The following is a 15,554-nucleotide window of genomic DNA, read 5'->3' as shown; positions in this document are numbered from 1 at the left end:
GGGATGCCGCTGCGTTCGCGGCTGGCGCTGCTCACCGCGGTGGTGGTGGCCTGTGCGGTGGCGGCCTGTGCTCTCTCGGCCTGGCTGCTGGTGCGCGGCCAGCTCTACGGCTCGCTGGACGACGCGCTCCGCGACAACCGGGTGCCGCCCGCCCTGGTGGTCGAGCAGGTCAAGGCGGGCGGTTGTACGGCGGTGTCCTCCGAGGAGCGCGCCGCGGTGCCGAACCCCTTCGACTCCACCGTGCAGATCGTCGACCGCAACGGCACCGACTGCATCGTCTTCGGCCAGGACCGGGTGGCGGTCTCCGCGGACGATGTCGCGGTCGCCCGCGGTGAGTTGGCCGAGTCGCTGCACAACGCCACCGGCGAGGACGGGGTCGAGCACCGGGTGCTCACCCTCCCGCTGGAGGGCACGGACGCGGCCATGACGGTGGCCCGCCCGCTCACCGAGGTCGAGGAGTCGCTGGACCGGCTCGCGCTGGTGCTCGGACTGGTCGCCGCGGCCGGGGTGCTGGGCGCCGCAGCCTGCGGAGTGGCGCTCGCCGCCGCCGGGCTGCGGCCGGTCGACCGGCTGGCGCAGACCGTCGAGCACGTGGCGCGCACCGAGGACCTGGCGGTGCGCATCCCGGTCGAGGGCGACGACGAGATCGCCCGGCTCTCCCGCTCGTTCAACTCCCTGACCGCGGCGCTGGCTTCGTCCCGCGAGCTTCAGCAGCAGCTGATCGCCGACGCGGGCCACGAGCTGCGCACCCCGCTGACCTCGATGCGGATGAACATCGATCTGCTGGTCCGCAGCGAGCAGTCCGGCCGCCGGTTGCCGGACGGCGAACGCGCGGAGCTGCTCGGCTCGGTGAAGGCGCAGATGGCCGAACTCTCGCTGCTCATCAAGGACTTGCAGGAGCTGAGCCGCCCCGAGGCGATGCCGGCGCAGGGCGCGCTGGAGGTCATCGCGCTGCACGAGGCGGCCGAACGCGCCGTGGAGCGCGCCCGGTTGCGCGGCACCGGCATCACGATGACCAGCGAGCTGGCCCCCTGGTACACACGCGCCGAACCCGCCACGCTGGAACGTGCGGTGGTCAACCTGCTGGACAACGCGGTGAAGTTCAGCCCGGCCGGCGGTGCGGTCGAGGTGTCGCTGGCCGGCGGCACGCTGGAGGTGCGCGACCACGGGCCGGGCGTCCCGGCCGAGGAACTCCCGTACGTCTTCGACCGGTTCTGGCGTTCGCCGTCCGCGCGCGGCCTGCCCGGCTCGGGCCTCGGCCTGTCGATCGTGGCGCGGGCGGCCCGGCGGGCGGGCGGCACGGTGGAGCTTCGCGGGGCCGACGGCGGCGGCACCAGAGCGCTGCTCAGCCTGCCCGGCGCCCCCGCCCCACCGCCGGAGGAGGCACCGGGCGCCACGCCGGGAAGCTGAACCGGCCGCGCGCCCGCCCGACGTCGTACGGCGGCGCGGTCCCGCACCGGCGTACGGCGGCGCGGGGCCGCACACCACGGCGTACCGCTCAGGGGCAGCAGCCGTCGCCGGTGAGGTGGCGGGCGGGTCCGGGGCCCTGCTCGGCCGCGACGTCGTGCGGGTTGGCGAGCGCGCAGGCGGAGAGCGAGAGGCAACCGCAGCCGATGCAGTCCGTCAGATCGTCCCGCAGCTCCTCCAACTCCCGGATGCGGGCGTTCAGGTCATCGCGCCAGCACTCGGAGAGGCGCTGCCAGTCCGACGGGGTGGGGGTGCGGTTCTCCGGCAGCAGCTCCAGCGCGCCGCGGATCTTCTCCAGCGTGATGCCCACCCGCTGGGAGGCGCGGATGAAGGCGACCCGGCGCAGGGTGTCGCGGTGGTAGCGGCGCTGGTTGCCGGAGGTGCGGGTGCTGTGGATCAGGCCGTTCTTCTCGTAGAAGCGCAGAGCGGAGGTGGCGACCCCACTGCGTTCGGCGACCTGGCCGACCGTGAGTTCGCGGGTTTTCCAGGAGACAGGGGTCATGCCTTCCAGCGTAGCTTGACTTCAACTTAACTTGAAGTACGAGGCTCGTGGTCGACGGCACAACGGTGCAGGGCACGCCCGCGCCGGCACCTCGACGACCTCAGGAGACAGCCATGACGGACGACAGATTGCGCCTCGCGGTGATCATCGGCAGCGTGCGGGAGGGGAGGTTCGGGGCCACCGTCTCGCACTGGTTCGCGGGCGAGGCCGAGCGGCACGGACGCTTCGAGGTCGACGTGGTCGACCTCGCCGAGTACGCACTGCCCCTGGTGATGCCCGGCCCGGGCGGCGCACTGGACCCGCAGTCCGGCCGGAACCGCAGGGCGCTCGCCGAACATCTCGGCGCCGCCGACGCGTTCGTGATCGTCACGCCCGAGTACAACCACAGCTTCCCGGCCGCGCTGAAGAACACCGTCGACTGGTTCCGGGAGGAGTGGCGGGCCAAGCCCGTCGGCCTGGTCTCCTACGGCGGTCAGAGCGGCGGCATCCGCGCCGCCGAGCAACTGCGCCAGATCTTCCCGGAGATGCACGCGACCACGGTCCGGGCCGGCCTCAGCTTCCACAACGCCTGGGAGGCCTTCGGCGAGGACGGCGAGCCCGAGGACCTGGAGGGCAGTGCCGCTGCCGCAAAGGGCGTGCTCGCGCAACTCGACTGGTGGGGCTCGGCGCTGCGCGACGCCCGCGCCTCCCGCCCCTACCCGGCCTGACGCCCGGCGCCCGCAACCGCCCGCGCCCGCGCGCCCGTACGCACCCGGGCCGCCCGTGTCCGTACGCACCCGGGCCGCCCGTGCCCGCCGGCGCCAGGCGCGCACCCCGCCGTACGCGCCCGTACGCACAGAGGTCCGGCTCTCCACGGGGGAGGGCCGGACCTCTGCGCGGGTACCGGTCGGCTGCCGGCGAAGGGCGGTTACTCCACCACGGTGATGCGGTCCGCGGCGGGTGCGGCCAGCGGCTCCGCCTCGGAGGAGTTCTCCGTCAGGTACGTCTCCAGAGTGTCCCGGTCGACGGATCCGACGTGGTGGTTGGCGCCCTCGGCGAGGGTCGGGAAGCCGTCGCCGCCGGAGGCCAGGAACGAGTTGGCGGCGACCCGGTAGGTGCGGTCCGCCTCCAGCGCCTCGCCGTTGATCTTCACGGTGTCGGCGACGATCCGGTCCTCGCCGGACTTGGTCAGGTCCAGGGTGTACGTCACGCCGTCCGAGACCTGGAGGATCTTCGGCACGTCCGCGTTGTCCCCGCTGACCTGCTCGCGCAGCACCTTCAGCAGCTGCTCACCGGTGAGGTCCATCAGGTCCACGGTGTTGGCGAACGGCTGCACCTCGAAGGCCTCGCCGTACGTCACCACTCCGTCGCCCTCGTCGCCGGACGCCTTGTGCACCAGGTCGGTGCGGATGCCGCCCGGGTTCATCAGGGCCAGCTCCGCGGTGTCGTCCTCGGTCTTGGCGTACGCCAGTTGCGAGTCGGCGATGAGGTCGCCCAGCGGCGACTCGGGCGCGGTGCGGTCCTGGGTGATGTCCTCGGAGATGTGCCCGATCGGACGGTTGGCGATGGGCGCGGCCAGCTTGTCCCAGCTCTTGATGAGCCGGCTCAGGTCCTTGGCCTTGTTCTGCTCGCGGTCGACGACCTTGTTCACGCCCTGGACCGAAGTGCGCACGATGTCGCGGGTCTTGCGGTCGTACTCCATGTTCAGCTCGGTGAAGAGCCGGCCGTTGGAGGCCGCGGAGGTGACCATCCGGTCGTTGCCCTTCGGGTCGGGCACCGAGCAGACGTACGCCTCGTGGGTGTGGCCGGTGACCAGCGCGTCCACGCCGGCGTCGGTCTTCTTCGCGATGTCGACGATCGGCCCGCTGAGCCCGTCGCCGGAGTCGCAGTCGTGGTTGTACGCGGGCGAGGAGGGGAAGCCGCCCTCGTGCACCAGCGCGACGACCGCCTTGACGCCCTTGCGGCGCAGCTCCTTGGTGTACTTGCTGAGCGTCTCCGCCTCGTCGAGGAACTCCAGTCCCTTGATGCCGTCCGGCGCGACGATGCCCGCGGTGCCCTTGAGCGTCACACCGATGAAGCCGACCTTCGCGCCCTTCATCTTGCGGACGGTGTACGGGCGCAGCAGCGGCTTCTTGGTCTTCTCGTCGACCACGTTGGCGGCCAGGAAGGGGAAGTCGGCGCCGGCGAACTCGCTGCCGTCGTTGTAGCAGCCGTCCTCCTCGTGGCAGCCGCCGTTCTGCTTGCGCTTGAGCTCCTCGGCGCCCTCGTCGAACTCGTGGTTGCCCACTCCGGCGACGTCCAGCTTGAGCTTGTTGAGCGCCTCGATGGTCGGCTCGTCGTGGAAGATGCCCGACAGCATGGGGCTGGCGCCGACCATGTCGCCCGCCGCCACCGTCACCGAACGGTCCTGGCCCTTGCGGGCCTTGCGCAGCGCGGTCGCCAGGTACTCCACCCCGCCGGCGTCGATCTGCTCGGTGGTGCCGTCCTCGTGCTCGTGCGTCACCTGCCCGCCGGAGCCCTCCGGCGGTTCGAGCGCGCCGTGGAAGTCGTTGATGGCGAGCATCTGGAGGTCGACGGTGCGGCCGTGGCCCGGCTTGCCGTCGGCGGCCTCGTCGGAGCCGGCGTACGCGGGCAGGGCGGCGGCGCCCAGCGCGGCCACCGTCACGATGCCGGTCGCCGCGACGCCGATCCTGACTCTCCGCCGGCGGTCGGTAGGAGTGGGCATGTCGTCTTTACCCCTTGTGGGAGTGGGAGTTGGGCAGCCCGGACCGTGGTCGGGCGGACCGAGCCTACGGTCAACGCGCGTAGCGCGTCAGGGGGCTCGCGGTAACCACTGGGTATCGGGACGGTGCGCCGTAGGCTCGTCTCCATGAGTGACGTTGTGGTGGTGGACCAGGTGTCCGAGAGCATCGTCGACGAGGCGCTGGCCCTCATCGACGAGGCCGCGCGAGTCGACGGCCAGCCCGCCGTCTCCGAGCAGGGCAGGCTCCAACTGCGGGGCGGGCCGCGGGAGGGCGTCTCGCACCTTCTGCTGCGTTCGGGCGGACGACTCGTCGGGTACGGCCAGCTCGAGGACGCGGACCCGGTGGAGGCCCCCGTCGGCGAGTTCGTCGTCCATCCCGAGCACCGCGGACAGGGCTTCGGCAGAGCGCTGGGCAAGGCGCTGCTGGTGAGTTCCGGACGCCGGCTGCGCATCTGGGCGCACGGCGGCCACGCCGCCGCCCGCCATCTGACGCAGACGCTCGGCCTCACTCTCTTCCGCGAACTGCGGCAGCTGCGCATGCCGTTGGACTCCGCCGCGCTCGCCGAGCCGTCCTACCCCGAGGACGTCACCGTCCGCACCTTCGTGCCCGGCAAGGACGACGCCGCCTGGCTCGCCGCCAACGCCGCCGCCTTCGCCCACCACCCGGAGCAGGGCTCGCTGGGCCGGCGCGATCTGGACGCCCGCAAGGAGGAGCCCTGGTTCGACCCCGCCGGGTTCTTCCTCGCCGAGCGCCGGGGGGAGATCGTCGGCTTCCACTGGACCAAGGAGCACGCGGCCGAGGGACTCGGCGAGGTCTACGTGGTCGGCGTGGTGCCGGGCGCACAGGGCGGCGGCCTCGGCCGGGCGCTGACCCTGAGCGGGCTGCGGCACCTCGCCGCGCGCGGACTGCCGACCGCCATGCTGTACGTCGACGCGGACAACGCGGCGGCGGTCAGGGTGTACGAGCGGCTCGGCTTCCGCACCCACGAGGTGGACCTGATGTACCGCACCGAGGGCTGACCCCGCCCCGCCCGGGCTCGTACGGCGGCCGGAGGCGCGTGCGCCCGCCCCGGCGCGCACTCCCGGCGGGGAGCACCGTGCCGCGCGCCCGGGCCGGCCGCGTCCGCGTACCCCGGCCGCCCTGCCCCGCGTGCGCCAGAGTTGTCCCCCGGGGGACAACTTCACCCAGCGCGCTGCTCGATGGCATCGGTCACGGCCAGGGCCGCTTCGATCCTTCGCGCCCGCGCCCGCGTACCCCGGCCGCCCGAGCGGCCCCGCGCGCATCCCCTGACGGCCATGTCGACGTAACCACCGATTCAGACTCGGTTGCGACCATCACGGAATGCAGCCGTCCGACGCCTCCCGCGCCGAGCTCTCCTCCGTTCCCGCGGGGGAGGCCGGTTCGCGGCGTGCGCGGAAGAATGGCGGGATGAGCCAGCAGCCCGCACAGCCCTCAGCGCCGGACCCGTCCGAGAAGCAGGCCGAGAGCGGTCGGACCCGTACGGGGGCCGCCTCGTCCGCCCGGCCGGGCGGCGGTCGGCCCGTCGAGGCGCCCGGAAGCGACCGCAGGGGCCAGCCCTCCGTCGGCTCGATCGCCGCGGCCCGGCCGAGGACGGTGGCCGCCGAGGCCGAGCTGGTCACCGGCCTGGACGCGGGGCTGGACGCCGACCCCGACAGCTACACCGGCGAGGACGACGGCCGGCTCCCGGCGGGCCGCTTCCTGGACCGCGAACGCAGCTGGCTCGCCTTCAACGAGCGGGTGCTGGAGCTGGCCGAGGACCCCGACACACCACTGCTCGAACGAGCGAACTTCCTGGCCATCTTCGCCAGCAACCTCGACGAGTTCTTCATGGTGCGCGTCGCCGGGCTCAAGCGCAGGATCGCCACCGGCGTCGCCACCAGGTCCGCCTCCGGGCTCCAGCCGCGCGAGGTGCTGGAGCTGATCTGGACCCGCTCCCGCGAACTGATGGCCCGGCACGCCGCCTGCTACCAACAGGACGTCGCCCCCGCGCTCGGCGAGCAGGGCATCCACCTGATCCGCTGGGACGACCTCACGGAGAAGGAGCAGGCCCGCCTGTTCACCCTCTTCCGCCAGCGCATCTTCCCCGTGCTCACCCCGCTGGCGGTCGACCCGGCGCACCCCTTCCCGTACATCTCCGGGCTCTCGCTGAACCTCGCCGTGGTCGTCCGCAATCCGCTCAGCGGCCACCAGCACTTCGCCCGGGTCAAGGTGCCGCCGCTGCTCTCCCGCTTCCTGGAGGCGTCCCCGCAGCGGTACGTGCCGCTGGAGGACGTGATCGCGGCGCATCTGGAGGAGCTCTTCCCCGGCATGGAGATGCTGGCGCACCACATGTTCCGGGTCACCCGCAACGAGGACCTCGAAGTCGAGGAGGACGACGCGGAGAACCTGCTCCAGGCGCTGGAGAAGGAGCTGATGCGCCGCCGCTTCGGGCCGCCGGTGCGCCTGGAGGTCGAGGAGACCATCGACCCGTACGTACTCGACCTGCTGGTGCGGGAGCTCAAGATCTCCGACGCGGAGGTCTACCCGCTGCCCGGTCCGCTGGACCTGACCGGGCTCTCCGGCATCGTCCGGGCCATGGAGCTGCCGGAGCTCAAGTACCCGCGGTTCATCGGCGGCACCCACCGCGATCTGGCCGAGGTCGAGTCCGCCTCCGCGCCCGACATCTTCGCGGCGCTGCGGGAGCGCGACGTGCTCCTCCACCACCCCTACGACTCCTTCTCCACCTCCGTTCAGACCTTCCTGGAGCAGGCGGCGGCCGACCCCGACGTGCTCGCCATCAAGCAGACCCTCTACCGCACCTCCGGCGACTCCCCGATCGTCGACGCCCTGATAGACGCCGCCGAGTCCGGCAAGCAGGTTCTCGTACTGGTGGAGATCAAGGCGCGCTTCGACGAGCAGGCCAACATCAAGTGGGCCCGCAAGCTGGAGGAGTCGGGCTGCCACGTGGTGTACGGGATCGTCGGGCTGAAGACGCACTGCAAGCTCTCCCTGGTGGTCCGCCAGGAGGGCGAGGGGCTGCGCCGCTACGCCCACGTCGGCACCGGCAACTACCACCCCAAGACCGCCCGGCTCTACGAGGACCTGGGGCTGCTCACCGCCGACCAGCAGGTGGGCGCCGACCTCTCCGACCTGTTCAACCGGCTCTCCGGCTACAGCCGCCGGGAGACCTACCGCAGGCTGCTCGTCGCGCCGACCTCGCTGCGCGACGGGCTGGTGACCCGTATCCACAAGGAGATCACCCACCACCAGGCCGGCCACCCGGCGTACATCCGCCTCAAGGTCAACTCGATCGTCGACGAGACCGTGGTCGACGCGCTCTACCGTGCCTCGCAGGCGGGTGTGCCGATCGACATCTGGGTGCGCGGCATCTGCGCGGTGCGGCCCCAACTCCCGGGCCTGAGCGAGAACATCAGGGTGCGCAGCATTCTCGGCCGCTTCCTGGAGCACTCCCGGGTGTTCGCCTTCGGCGGGGGCGGCGATCCGGAGATCTGGATCGGCAGCGCCGATCTGATGCACCGCAATCTCGACCGCAGGATCGAAGCGCTGGTCCGGGTAACCGACCCCGGGCACCGCGCGGCGATCGACCGGCTGCTGGAAACCGGCGCCGCCGACTCCACCGCCTCCTGGCACCTGGGCCCGGACGGCGACTGGACCAGGCACGCCCACGACGCCGAGGGCCGACCGCTTCAGAACGTCCAGGAAATGCTCATCGACGCCCGGAGGCGCCGACGTGGTCCCACGACATGACCTGACGGACCAGCGGCGGGCGGCGCACGCCTCCGGCGCCACCGGGCAGCGCCCGGCAGGTCCCCCGGCCGCCCCACCGCTCCAGCGGGCGGGCGCCGAACCCGCCGCGGACGGCCGACCGACCCGGGAGGCCCAGCCGACCCGGGAGGTGCTCGCCGGGTATCTGCACGAGCGCGCGGGCGAGTTGCTGCGCGGTCTGCGTGCCCACGACGAGGCGGCAGGCAGCGCCGAGACCGCGGCGGAGGCCGCCGAGGCGGTACGGCTGCTGCGCCGCTCCGCGCGCAGGATCTGCGGCACCCTCCAGACCTTCCGGCCGCTGCTGGACACCGGCTGGTCCGACCGCGTCGGCGCCGAACTGCGTTGGCTCGCGGACGTGTTGGCCAAGGAACACGAGTACGCCGCCCGGCTGGACCGGCTGCTCACGGCCCTGCACCGGCTCTCCGCGCCGGCCGCCGGACCCGACGGCGAGAGCGCGGGCCCGGCCGAGGCGCGTACGGGCCGCCCGGGCGTCGGCGCCGCGAAGGCCGGCGCGCTGCTGGAGCGCCAACTCACCCTCGCCCGTACCCGCGCGCACTCGGCCGCGCTGCGGGCACTGGGCTCCGGCCGCTTCCACGCGGTCGCCGACGAGATCGCCGTGCTCGCCTCGGAGGCCCCGCTGGACGAGCGGTCCGCCGACCGGCCCGCCGCGCTGACCCTGCGCCCGCTCGCCGAACTCGCCCACCGCCGTTTCGCCGAGGCCGTGGACGCGCTGCCGCACGGCCCGGAGGCCCTCGCGCACACCCTCACCGGAACCGAGGGCCGGCACGACTCCGGCTGGCACCACGTACGGCACCTCGCGCGCCAGACCCGTTACGCGCTGGAGGTGCTGGACGGCCCCCGGCAGCCGACCCCCGGCCCGGGCACGGACGGGGCCGCGGCTCCTCTGCACACCGCGCTCGCACTCGTCGGCCGGCACCTCACCCGGCACCGCGACGCGGCCGAGGCCGCCGCCGCCGCGTCGGCCGCGGGACGCACCCCGCGGATCGCCCCGGCCACCGCGTACGCGCTCGGTGTGCTCCACGCCGACCAGCGGCACGAGGTGGAAGCGGCCAGACTGGCCTTCTGCCGCACCTGGCCGCCCACCGGCGACCGTTAGTCGCGCAGCCGCCGGCGGCATCCGTGGCGTCCGGTGGTGCGGCGGTCAGGCGGCGCGGTTCGGCAGCCGTACGGGTCGAAGGGCGGTGCCGCTGCCGGGCCCGGTCGGGCCGCCGGGGCGAGACCGCCGAAGCGAGAGAGGGAGGTGCAGCCCATGCCGGAACGGGCCGAGATCTCACCGACGACTTCCGCGGGTTCGACGCCGGCTGCCGGAACGGCGTCCTCCGCCGGGCCGGACGCTTCCGCCGGGCCTGCCTCCTCCGCGGGACCGGCGTCCTCCGCGGGACCGGCGTCTTCCGCCGGAACGGCGTCTTCCAACGGGTCTGCGTCTGCCGCGGGGCCGGCTTCCTGCGCGGGGCCGGTGGTCGAGCGTGCCGCGGGGCTGGTGCGTGCCGCAGGCTGTGTGCTGTGGCGTCGCGCCGCGGGCGGGGGAGTGGAGATCGCCCTGGTCCACCGGTCCAGATGGGACGACTGGTCGCACCCCAAGGGCAAGCTCGAACACGGCGAGCGACCGCGGGACGCGGCCGTCCGCGAGGTGCGCGAGGAGACCGGCATGGCCTGCGTCCCGGGCGCCGCTCTCACCACCGTCCGTTATCCGGCGGACGGCGGACGCAAGCAGGTCGACTACTGGGCGGCCGAGGCCCGTTCCGGCCGCTTCGAACCCAACGACGAGGTGGACGCGGTGAGTTGGCTCGCCCCGGACGCGGCCCGCGCACTGCTCACCCGCGCCCGCGACGTGGACGTGCTCGCCGAGGCCCTCACGACGATCCCCGGCCCTCACTGACCCGCCCCGCCCGGCTCCGCCCGGCTTTCCACCTCGGGCACCGCCCGCCCGGCGTCCCGCTCCGGGTGAACCGCCGCCCCGGTCAGTCGCCGGGAGCGCCCCCGGTCAGTCGCCGGGAGTGCGCGGGGACAGTGCGTCCCAGCGGACGGTGGCCTCGCCCTGGCGCCATCTGCTCGGACGGTCCGTGATCGGCCAGGTCCCGGCCAGCTCACCGACCGCGCGCAGCCAGCGCTGACGGGCGCCGAGCGCGCCGTACGGGGCGGCGGCGAGCCAGGCGCGGTCGAAGTCCCGCAGGAAGGCGTGGACCGGTTCGCCGGGCACATTGCGGTGGATGAGCGCCTTGGGGAGGCGTTCGGCCAAATCGGAGGGGCGGTCCAGTTCGGCGAGACGCGCGGCGAAGGTCACGGTGCGCGGTCCGGAGCGGTCCAGCGCGACCCAGACGTGCCGGCGGCCGATCTCGTCGCAGGTGCCCTCGACCAGCAGGCCGCCGGGGGCGAGGCGGTCGCATAGCCGCCGCCACACCGGCCCGACCTGCTCCTCGTCGTACTGTCGCAGCACGTTCGCCGCTCTGATGAGGGCGGGTGCGCCGGCGACCGGCACCTCGAAGCCGCCGCGCACGAAGTCCAGGCCCGGGCCCGCGTACGGCTGCGCGGCGGCGACGCGCGCGGGGTCGATCTCCACGCCGACCACCCGTACGTCCGCGCGCACCCGCCGGAGCCGGTCGCGCAGCTCGACGGCGGTCCAGGGGGCGGCGCCGTAACCGAGGTCGACGGCCACCGGTGGCGCGGCGGCGCGCAGCAGGGCCGGACCGTGCACGGCGGCGATCCAGCGGTCCATCCGCCGCAGCCGGTTGGGGTTGGTGGTGCCGCGGGTCGCCGTCCCCTCGGGACGTCCCGCCCGTGCGTCCCGCCGTACCGTCACCCGGCCAGCGTACGGCGCGGCCGTCGGCCCGGGCGCACCCGCGGGGCCGGGGAGAGCGGCGCTGCGCGGCCACCGGCCCGGACTCCTGCGGGGCCTCTCTGCCTGACCGGTCCGGGTTACGATTCGATAACACGGTGGCTGTATCGGGAAGATTGCCGGCGTGTGGCGTGTTGGTCGGGCTGGAGAAAGGGGAGGTGCCGGGCTTGAGCTCGTACGCAGCGCGGATCGGCCGTCGTTTCGGTCTGCCCAGCAGGGTGCGCCGGATAGCGATGCTCAGTGTCCACACCTCGCCGCTGGACCAGCCGGGCACCGGCGACGCCGGCGGGATGAACGTCTACATCGTCGAGCTCGCGCGGCAGCTGGCCGCAGTCGGCACCGAGGTGGAGATCTTCACCCGGGCCACCACCGGTGCGCTCCCGCCCGCGGTGGAGCTCGCGCCCGGAGTGCTCGTGCGCCATGTGGACGCCGGCCCGTACGAGGGGCTGGCCAAGGAGGAGCTGCCCGCCCAGCTCTGTGCCTTCACCCACGGCGTGATGCAGGCATGGGCCGGCAACCGACCCGGCCACTACGACCTGGTGCACTCGCACTACTGGCTCTCCGGCCACGTCGGCTGGCTGGCCGCGCAGCGCTGGGGCGTCCCACTGGTGCACGCCATGCACACGATGGCGAAGGTGAAGAACGCCGCGCTCGCCGCCGGGGACCGTCCGGAGCCCGCGGCGCGGGTCATCGGCGAGACGCAGATCGTCGACGCCGCCGACCGTCTGATCGCCAACACGGCCGAGGAAGCGGCCCAGTTGGTCCACCACTACGACGCCGACCCGGGGCTCACCGCCGTCGTCCACCCGGGCGTGAACCTCGACCGCTTCCGTCCCGCCGACGGCACGGCCGCCGCCCGAGCCCGCCTGGGCCTTCCGCAGGACGCCCTGATCCCGCTGTTCGCCGGCCGCATCCAGCCGTTGAAGGCCCCCGACGTGCTGCTGCACGCGGTGCGCATCCTGCTCGACGAGCGTCCCGCGCTCCGCGAGCGCCTGGTGGTGCCCGTGGTCGGCGGCCCGTCCGGTTCGGGACTGGCGAAGCCCGAGGAGCTGCACAAGCTCGCCGCCCGGCTCGGCATCTGCGATGTGGTGCGCTTCCGGCCCCCGGTGGGCCAGGAGGAGTTGGCCGACTGGTACCGCGCGGCGAGCGTGCTGGTGATGCCCTCCTACAACGAGTCGTTCGGTCTGGTCGCGATAGAGGCCCAGGCGGCCGGCACCCCGGTGATCGCCGCGGAGGTCGGCGGGCTGCCGGTCGCGGTGCGGCACGGCGAGAGCGGCTTCCTGATATCCGGCCACGAACCGGCCGACTACGCGCGGGCGCTCCGGCGCTTCGACGACCACCCCGAGCTGGCCGCCCGCATGGGCGTCGCAGCCGCACTGCACGCCCGGGGGTTCGGCTGGGACACCGCGGCGCGCCGCACCCTCGACGTGTACGCCGACGTCATCGCCGAGCGGGGCGGTCACCTACGATCGGTACATGTCTGAGGTATCCGAGCAGACCCCACTTGCCAAGGCGTCCGCCGTCATCGAGCAGACGCTGAACGACTCCGAGCTGGACTGGGAGACCCCGTCGCCCGGGAACTACGTCGCGAAGCTGCCCGGCACCCGCAAGCTCTCCACCACCTGCTCCCTGATCGTGGGCCGGCACTCCCTGTCGGTGAACGCCTTCGTGATCCGTCGCCCCGACGAGAACCACGCGGCCGTGCACCGCTGGCTCCTGGAGCGCAACACCCGGCTGTACGGGGTGAGTTACGCCATCGACAAGCTCGGCGACATCTACCTCGTCGGACGGCTGCCGCTGCCGGCCGTCACCGCCGAGGAGATCGACCGCATCCTGGGCACGGTGCTGGAGAACGCCGACGCACCCTTCAACACACTCCTCGAACTCGGCTTCGCCTCGGCGATCCGCAAGGAGTACGAGTGGCGGATCTCGCGCGGTGAGTCCACCCGCAACCTGGACGCCTTCTCCCATCTGACGCAGCCGGAGAGCTGACCGACCGAGCACCTCCGACCGGGCGTGTCCGGCCGAGCACTCCCGACCGGGCCGCGGCGTTGAGCGCCGTGCCCGCGCCGGAGTCACGGGGTCAGCGGAAGTCGGCCTCCGCGTACTCCGCCGCGGCTCCGCTCGCGGTCGCCTCGCGCAGCTCCACCCGGCGGATCTTGCCGCTGACCGTCTTCGGCAGCGGTGCGAACTCCAGCCGCCGCACCCGCTTGTAGGGCGCGAGTCGCTCCCGGGAGTGCGCGAAGATCGCTCTCGCCGCCTCGGGGCCCGGCTGCCAGCCCTCGGCGAGCACCACGTACGCCTTGGGCACCGACAGCCGCAGCGGGTCGGGCGCGGGCACCACCGCTGCCTCGGCCACCGCCTCGTGCTCCAGCAGGGCGCTCTCCAGCTCGAACGGAGAGATCTTGTAGTCGGAGGACTTGAAGACGTCGTCCGCTCTTCCGACGTAGGTCAGATAGCCCTCGGCGTCGCGGGAGGCGATGTCGCCCGTGTGGTAGTAGCCGTCGTGCATCGACTCCTCGGTGCGCGCCGGGTCGCCGTGGTAGCCGGTCATCAGCCCGAGCGGGCGCTGGGCGAGGTCGAGGCAGATCTCGCCCTCCTCCACGCCGGCCTTGCCGCTGACCGGGTCGACCAGCTCGACGGAGTACCCGGGCACCGGCCGCCCCATCGAGCCGCTCTTCAGCGGCTGTTCGGGGCAGTTGGCGATCTGGAGCGTGGTCTCGGTCTGGCCGAAGCCGTCCCGGACGGTCACTCCCCAGGCGTCCCGGACGGTCTCGATGACCTCCGGGTTCAGCGGCTCACCCGCCGCGATCGCCTCGCGAGGCGGTTTGCGCAGCCGGCCGAGGTCGGACTGGATCAGCATGCGCCAGACTGTCGGTGGCGCGCAGAAGGTGGTGACACCGCAGCGGTCCATCTGCGCCATCAGGGCGGCGGGCACGAAGCGGTGGTAGTTGTACACGAAGATCGTCGCCTCCGCGTTCCACGGGGCGAAGAAGCTGGACCAGGCGTGCTTCGCCCAGCCCGGCGAGGAGATGTTCAGATGGGTGTCGCCGGGCTGGAGACCCAGGCCGTACATCGTGCTCAGATGCCCGATCGGGTACGAGACGTGGGTGTGCTCGACGAGCTTGGGGCGCGCGGTGGTGCCGGAGGTGAAGTAGAGCAGCAGGGTGTCGTCGGCCAGGGTCGGGCCGTCCGGGGCGAAGTCGGTGGGCGCCGCGTAGGAGTTGGCGTAGTTGACCCAGCCCGGCCGGGCGCCGCCGACCACGATGCGCTGGTAACTGCCCTGCACCTCGTCGAACTTGACGGTGTCCGCCGCGCGCACCACCACGTGCCGCACCTCGCCGCGCTGCACCCGGTCGCTGAGGTCGGGGGCGCCGAGCAGCGGTGTGCAGGGGATCAGCACGGCTCGCAGCTTGATCGCGGCGAGCATCGTCTCCCAGAGCTCCAGCTGGTTCCCCAGCATGACGAGCACGCGGTCGCCCGGCCCCACTCCCCGGCCGCGCAACCAGTTCGCGACCTGGTCGGACCGGGCGGACATCGCCGCGAAGCTGATCCGGGTCTCGGCGCCGTCCTCCTCGACGAGGTGCAGGGCCGTGCGCGCGTTTCCCTCGGCGATCCGGTCGAACCAGTCCAGTGCCCAGTTGAAGTGCGAGGGACGGGGCCAGACGAACTCCTCGGCGGCCCTCGCGCAGTCCTCGCGGTGCCGGAGCAGGAAGTCCCGCGCCTCGCGGAACTCCGCCGTCACACCGCTGTTGACACTGCTGCTGACAGTCATGGCCACACCCTCACATCGTCGTGAGCAAGCCTGATGACACCACACCCCATCACAGTGAGTGGCCGACCGGAACCCCTCGTACGAAGGGCCGGGAGAGGACGCAGGCTGACGTCCGGAAACGGATTTCCGTTCGGGGTGTTGCGGTCGCCGAGCACCTCTGCCGGCGGTCCGCGGCTGTGGACACCACGGCCTACGGCGCCCGGTGGCGCACTGTGGACGGCGGGCTCCGGACGGCGTAACAGCGCTCGGTCCCGGGCGTACGGCGACCGGTGGGCTCCGGAAGGCGGCTGTGCAGCACGTACCGCGGGTCTGTGGACAAAACGGCCGCCACGGCGGCGGAGATCGGGCGCGTGTGGCCAAGGATTGACCACAGCGTGTGGATGGTTGGGGAGGCTTGTGGAGAGGGGGCGGGGCCTGTGGTCAGTTTTTGACCACAGGCCCCGA

Annotated in this window: 11 protein-coding genes and 1 pseudogene; 8 read left to right on the top strand and 4 right to left on the bottom strand. The window is 73.0% G+C overall.

Features of this window, described 5'->3' with window-relative positions; genetic code table 11:
• The first annotated feature begins 3 nt into the window (after positions 1–3).
• Positions 4–1,410, top strand: a complete 1,407-nt coding sequence (locus tag MTQ01_RS19940; RefSeq protein WP_247492062.1) for a cell wall metabolism sensor histidine kinase WalK — start codon at positions 4–6, stop codon at positions 1,408–1,410.
• 88 nt (positions 1,411–1,498) lie between these two features.
• On the opposite strand, the gene soxR is transcribed toward MTQ01_RS19940, so the two are convergent.
• The gene (gene soxR / locus MTQ01_RS19935; protein WP_247492061.1) at positions 1,499–1,969 is read right to left on the bottom strand and encodes a redox-sensitive transcriptional activator SoxR; all 471 of its coding nucleotides are present in this window, start codon (positions 1,967–1,969) and stop codon (positions 1,499–1,501) included.
• A 113-nt stretch (positions 1,970–2,082) separates the two neighbouring features.
• Between soxR and MTQ01_RS19930 the strand changes: the two genes are divergently transcribed.
• Positions 2,083–2,676 carry an NADPH-dependent FMN reductase gene (locus MTQ01_RS19930; protein WP_247492059.1) on the top strand — a complete coding sequence of 198 codons (594 nt, stop codon included), beginning with the start codon at positions 2,083–2,085 and terminating at the stop codon, positions 2,674–2,676.
• Positions 2,677–2,876: 200 nt separating this feature from the next.
• Here MTQ01_RS19930 and MTQ01_RS19925 read toward each other — a convergent pair whose 3' ends face one another.
• The gene (locus tag MTQ01_RS19925) at positions 2,877–4,673 is read right to left on the bottom strand and encodes a bifunctional UDP-sugar hydrolase/5'-nucleotidase (protein WP_247492057.1); all 1,797 of its coding nucleotides are present in this window, start codon (positions 4,671–4,673) and stop codon (positions 2,877–2,879) included.
• A 144-nt stretch (positions 4,674–4,817) separates the two neighbouring features.
• Here MTQ01_RS19925 and mshD point away from each other — a divergent pair.
• From mshD to MTQ01_RS19905, 4 genes and pseudogenes are all read left to right on the top strand, one after another.
• A pseudogene (mshD, locus tag MTQ01_RS19920) lies at positions 4,818–5,684 on the top strand (mycothiol synthase); the annotation flags it as partial.
• 436 nt (positions 5,685–6,120) lie between these two features.
• Complete coding sequence (locus MTQ01_RS19915) at positions 6,121–8,460, top strand: RNA degradosome polyphosphate kinase (RefSeq protein ID WP_247492055.1); 2,340 nt, start codon at positions 6,121–6,123, stop codon at positions 8,458–8,460.
• Positions 8,444–9,595, top strand: a complete 1,152-nt coding sequence (locus MTQ01_RS19910; RefSeq protein ID WP_374207806.1) for a CHAD domain-containing protein — start codon at positions 8,444–8,446, stop codon at positions 9,593–9,595. The genes MTQ01_RS19915 and MTQ01_RS19910 overlap by 17 nt, the downstream gene beginning before the upstream one ends.
• A gap of 360 nt (positions 9,596–9,955) precedes the next feature.
• A complete protein-coding gene (locus MTQ01_RS19905) occupies positions 9,956–10,378 on the top strand; it encodes an NUDIX hydrolase (RefSeq protein ID WP_247492054.1) in 423 nt (140 codons plus the stop codon).
• A 105-nt stretch (positions 10,379–10,483) separates the two neighbouring features.
• Here MTQ01_RS19905 and MTQ01_RS19900 read toward each other — a convergent pair whose 3' ends face one another.
• The gene (locus MTQ01_RS19900) at positions 10,484–11,215 is read right to left on the bottom strand and encodes a class I SAM-dependent methyltransferase (protein WP_247492270.1); all 732 of its coding nucleotides are present in this window, start codon (positions 11,213–11,215) and stop codon (positions 10,484–10,486) included.
• A gap of 287 nt (positions 11,216–11,502) precedes the next feature.
• On the opposite strand from MTQ01_RS19900, the gene mshA reads away from it, so the two are divergent.
• Positions 11,503–12,819: a D-inositol-3-phosphate glycosyltransferase gene (gene mshA / locus MTQ01_RS19895; protein ID WP_247492053.1), complete on the top strand. Its 1,317-nt coding sequence runs from the start codon at positions 11,503–11,505 to the stop codon at positions 12,817–12,819.
• Positions 12,812–13,327, top strand: coding sequence for a YbjN domain-containing protein (locus MTQ01_RS19890; RefSeq protein WP_247492052.1), 516 nt, complete (start codon positions 12,812–12,814; stop codon positions 13,325–13,327). The genes mshA and MTQ01_RS19890 overlap by 8 nt, the downstream gene beginning before the upstream one ends.
• Before the next feature lie 91 nt (positions 13,328–13,418).
• Here the strand turns inward: MTQ01_RS19890 and MTQ01_RS19885 are convergent, their stop codons facing one another.
• Positions 13,419–15,110, bottom strand: a complete 1,692-nt coding sequence (locus MTQ01_RS19885; protein ID WP_247492051.1) for an AMP-binding protein — start codon at positions 15,108–15,110, stop codon at positions 13,419–13,421.
• Positions 15,111–15,554 lie beyond the last annotated feature (444 nt).

The sequence above is a fragment of the Streptomyces sp. XM4193 genome (assembly GCF_023072595.1).
Lineage (GTDB): Bacteria > Actinomycetota > Actinomycetes > Streptomycetales > Streptomycetaceae > Streptomyces.
Note: the sequence above shows the minus strand (reverse complement) of the source record. Positions and strands in the feature narration are given on the sequence as shown.